This window comes from Nocardioides sp. (assembly GCF_050699375.1).
GTDB lineage: Bacteria > Actinomycetota > Actinomycetes > Propionibacteriales > Nocardioidaceae > Nocardioides.
The window spans coordinates 1-3,584 of the sequence record NZ_JBOHDN010000327.1; the positions used below are offsets into that span (position 1 = coordinate 1).

Consider the following 3,584-nt stretch of genomic DNA (forward strand, 5'->3'; position numbering starts at 1 on the left):
GTCGCCGGTGGTGTTCTTCGTGCAGAACAACGAGTACGCGATCTCGGTACCCCTGGCGAAGCAGAGCGCCGCGCCGTCGATCGCCCACAAGGGCATCGGCTACGGCGTCGCCGGCGAGCGGGTGGACGGCAACGACGCCGCGGCCGTCCTCGCCGTCCTCGGTACCGCCGTAGATCGTGCGCGGGCCGGGGAGGGACCCCAGCTGGTGGAGGCCCACACCTACCGGATGCAGGCCCACACCAACGCCGATGACGCGACGCGCTATCGCGCCGACGACGAGGTCGCGGCCTGGCAGGACCGAGACCCGCTGCTGCGCCTGGAGACCTATCTCCGGGAGCGCGATCTGCTCACCGACGACGACCTGGCGGCGTACGCGGAGAGGGCGGAGGCGGTGGCCGCTCATATCCGCGACGGCCTCAACCGCGACGTCGAGCCGCGGCCCGATGACCTCTTCGACTTCGTGTACGCCTCACGTACGCCGCAGCTGGAGGAGCAGGCCGCGCTCCTCGCCGACGAGCTGGCCCGGGAGGTGCAGTCGTGACCGAGAAGCTGACGATGGCCCAGGCGCTGAACCGAGCGTTGCGCGACGCGCTGGCCGAGGACCCGACGGTGCATGTGTTCGGCGAGGACGTGGGCCCTCTCGGTGGGGTCTTCCGGATCACCGACGGGCTGAGCGCGGAGTTCGGCGAGGACCGTTGTTTCGACACCCCGCTGGCGGAGTCCGGGATCGTGGGGATGGCGATCGGGATGGCGATGAACGGACTGCGGCCGGTGGTCGAGATGCAGTTCGACGCCTTCGCCTACCCGGCCTTCGAGCAGGTCGTGAGCCACGTCGCGAAGCTGCGCAACCGCACCCGTGGCCGGCTCTCGGTGCCGATGGTGATCCGGGTCCCGTACGCGGGCGGGATCGGTGGGGTCGAGCACCACTGCGACTCCTCGGAGTCCTACTACGTCCACACCCCGGGCCTGCACGTCCTGGCGCCCGCCAACGCCGCGGACGCGTACGGACTGTTGCGCGCGGCGATCGCGTCGCCCGACCCGGTGGTGTTCCTGGAGCCGAAGAAGCTCTACTGGGCCAAGGAGGCGGCCGACCTCGCCGAGCCCGTCCCGGGCATCGGGAAGGCCGCGATCGTGAGACCGGGGACGGATGCGACCCTCATCGCGTACGGACCTTCCGTCCCGACCGCGCTCGAGGCTGCCGCGGTCGCCGCTCAGGAGGGTCGCAGCCTGCAGGTGGTCGACGTCCGTTCGCTGGTGCCCTTCGACGACGCCACCGTCTGCGACGCCGTCACCGCGACCGGGCGTGCCGTCGTGGTCGCCGAAGCCGCGGGCTTCGCCAGCGTCTCCTCGGAGATCGTCGCGCGGGTCACCGAACGTTGCTTCCACCACCTGCACGCACCCGTACGCCGCGTGACCGGGTTCGACATCCCCTTCCCGCCACCCAAGCTGGAGCACTTTCACCTGCCCGGCGTGGACCGGATCCTGGATGCCGTCGACGACCTGCAGTGGGAGGAGTCATGACCATGACCGTGCCTGACCAGGTGTTCCTCCTTCCCGACCTGGGTGAGGGGCTGACCGAGGCCGAGATCGTCGGCTGGCTGGTCGAAGTGGGTGACCAGGTCACGGTCGACCAGCCGATCGTCGAGGTGGAGACCGCCAAGTCGATCATCGAGGTCCCCTCGCCGTTCGCGGGGACGGTCACGGTGCTGCACGGCGCGACGGGCGAGACCGTCGCCGTCGGTACGCCGCTGATCACCGTCGCATCGCCCGGCACCGAGACGAGGCCACCTCCCGCGGTCGAGCCGGCGGCCGAACCGCCGCCTGCTGAGACCTACCGTGAGGAGGAGCAGGCCGGATCGGGGAACGTCCTGATCGGCTACGGCACCTCGGGCGAGGGGGCTCGGGGCCGTCGCCGGCGGCCACGCACGGCCACCGCGTCGGCCGCCGAGCCCACCGGCGCGAGCAAGCGTCGTTCGCCGGCCGTGGCCTCCCCTGTGGTGCGGCGACTGGCCCGTGACGGCGGCGTCGACCTGGCCTCGATCACGCCCACCGGAGCCGACGGCCTGGTCACCCGCAGCGACGTGGTCCAGGCACTGGCCGCACGCGAACAGACGCCCGTCGCGCCGACCCCGGCCACCCCGGTCGCGCCGGCTACCCCGGTCGCGGGGGAGCGTCGTACGCCTCTCAACGGATTCCGCCGAGCGGTGGCCGCACAGATGTCGCGCAGCCGCGCCGAGATCCCCGAGGCGACGGTATGGGTCGACGTGGATGCCACCGCGTTGTGGGAGCTGCGTGAACGCACCCGGACCGCGTCCGACCCGGGCCCGGGGATCATGGCCTACCTGGCCCGGTTCGTGGTCGCGGGACTGAAGGCTCATCCCGTGCTGAACGCCCGCCTCGACGTCGAGCGGCAGGAGATCGTGGAGTACGACCACATCCACCTGGGCATCGCGGTCCAGGGCGAGCGCGGTCTGGTGGTGCCGGCGGTGCTGAACGCGGAGTCGAAGACCGTCGACGAGCTCGACGCCGCGATCCGCGACCTCACCGCCCGCGCCCGGGTCGGCCGCGCCACCGCCGAGGAGCTCGCGGCAGGGACGTTCACGCTCAACAACTACGGCAGCTTCCGCGTCGACGGCAGCGCCGCGATCATCAACCATCCGCAGGTCGCGATCCTCGGGCTCGGCCGGATCATCGACCGGCCCTGGGTCGTCGACGGCGACATCGTCGCCCGCAAGATCACCCAGATGTCCTTCGTCTTCGACCACCGGGTCTGTGACGGCGGGCCGCCCGCCGAGTTCATGCGTGTGGTCGCCGACGCCATCGAGGACCCCCTCACCGCCATCCGCAAGCTCTGAAACCCCACAGGAAGGGAAGAACCATGACGATCGAGAAGGTCCTCGGCGAGTGGGACGGCCGCCTCAGCTGCTCGCGGTACGACGAGAGCACGGGCGCGTTCTTCACCATCGCCGTCCATTCCCTCAAGCACCCCTCTGCCGCCGGCGGCACCCGGGCGATGCAGTACACCGGCTACGACGCTGCCGTCGAGGACTCCACCCGGCTGGCCAGCGCGATGACGCTGAAGATGGCGATCGCCCGCCTGCCGATGGGCGGCGGCAAGTCCGTGATCGCGCTGCCCGCGCCCCGCCACGAGATCCCCGACGACCAGTGGCACCGGATCCTCGAGATCCACGCCGAGAACATCGCGACCCTCGGCGGCAGCTACTGGACCGGGCCGGATGTCGGCACCGCCTCGGCCGACATGGACGTCCTGCACGCCGCGAGCGGCTTCGCCTTCGGTCGTACCGAGGCGGCGGGCGGTCCCGGGTCGAGCGCCCCCGAGACCGCGCACGGCGTCCACGTCGCCATCCACGCCGCGAGCCGCGAGGCCGGGATCGACAACCTCGCCGGCGCCCGGGTGCTCGTCCAGGGCCTCGGAGCGGTCGGGTACGCCGTCGCGGCCCTGGTGGCCGCGGAGGGTGCCCATGTCATCGCCACCGATGTCGAGGCCGACCGCTGCGAGCTGGCCCGCACGGAGCTCGACGCCGAGATCATCGGCGTCGACGAGGTGCTGACCACGCCGTGCG

The 3,584-nt window shown here is 71.5% G+C and carries 4 protein-coding genes; all 4 read left to right on the plus strand.

All coding sequences use genetic code 11. From position 1 onward, the window contains the following. Positions 1-541: thiamine pyrophosphate-dependent dehydrogenase E1 component subunit alpha (locus ACRDPS_RS22555; protein WP_431503905.1), on the plus strand; the 541-nt coding region annotated here is incomplete at its 5' end. Positions 542-555: 14 nt separating this feature from the next. Continuing rightward, positions 556-1,521, plus strand: coding sequence for an alpha-ketoacid dehydrogenase subunit beta (locus tag ACRDPS_RS22560; protein ID WP_431503908.1), 966 nt, complete (start codon positions 556-558; stop codon positions 1,519-1,521). 2 nt (positions 1,522-1,523) lie between these two features. Next, a complete protein-coding gene (locus tag ACRDPS_RS22565) occupies positions 1,524-2,855 on the plus strand; it encodes a dihydrolipoamide acetyltransferase family protein (RefSeq protein WP_431503906.1) in 1,332 nt (443 codons plus the stop codon). Positions 2,856-2,878: 23 nt separating this feature from the next. Then, positions 2,879-3,584, plus strand: a 706-nt coding sequence (locus ACRDPS_RS22570) for a Glu/Leu/Phe/Val dehydrogenase dimerization domain-containing protein (RefSeq protein ID WP_431503907.1), incomplete at its 3' end; no start/stop codon positions are given.

Excerpts from the sequence above, each read along its gene's own strand:
- ACRDPS_RS22560 (WP_431503908.1), top strand. The coding sequence starts at position 556 with ATGGCCCAGGCGCTGAACCGAGCGTTGCGCGACGCGCTGGCCGAGGAC.
- ACRDPS_RS22565 (WP_431503906.1), top strand. The coding sequence starts at position 1,524 with ATGACCGTGCCTGACCAGGTGTTCCTCCTTCCCGACCTGGGTGAGGGG.